The 606-nt window shown below is 64.5% G+C and carries 1 protein-coding gene; it reads left to right on the top strand.

The window, feature by feature from the left end:
* Positions 1-99: 99 nt before the first annotated feature.
* Positions 100-606 (top strand): leucine zipper domain-containing protein (locus K2F54_RS18955; RefSeq protein ID WP_220607405.1); only part of this gene is annotated, 507 nt, incomplete at its 3' end.

The following is a 606-nucleotide window of genomic DNA, read 5'->3' as shown; positions in this document are numbered from 1 at the left end:
TGTACTGAGCCGACAGGTTGGTGACAGTCGGGGTTGAAAAAAGGGAGAACCTCCGGTTCTAGTGGAGATGTCTAAGTCGCCACGAACACGGAGGTTCTCATGCCCCACGCTAATACCCGTTTGACCCTTCATGGAAGGTCACTGCTGATCGAACGGGTCGTCGTTGATGGTCGCCCGGTTTCGCACGTCGCCAAGGAACTCGGCATCTCCCGGCAGTGCGCGCACCGGTGGATTAACCGGCACCGCGCCGAAGGGACGACTGGGCTCCATAATCGATCCTCTCGGCCGCGCACCAGCCCGAGGAAGACCAGCTCCCGCCACGAAGCCGCCGTCGTGGTCGCCCGGATGCTGAACCGCGATGGTCCGCTGCGGATCGCAGCCATCACGAAGGTTCCCCCGCGGACGGTATCGCGGATCCTGGCCCGCTACGGCTTGCCACCACTGTCCTGGCTGGACCCGATCACCGGCGAAACCATCCGATCTTCCCGCGCCACCGCCGAACGCTACGAACGCGATCGACCAGGCGAGCTGGTCCACATCGACGTGAAGAAACTGGGCCGCATCCCGGAAGGCGGCGGCTGGCGCGCCCTGGGCCGTGAAGCGACC

The sequence above is a fragment of the Cryobacterium inferilacus genome (assembly GCF_019599185.1).
GTDB lineage: Bacteria > Actinomycetota > Actinomycetes > Actinomycetales > Microbacteriaceae > Cryobacterium > Cryobacterium inferilacus.
Note: the sequence above shows the minus strand (reverse complement) of the source record. Positions and strands in the feature narration are given on the sequence as shown.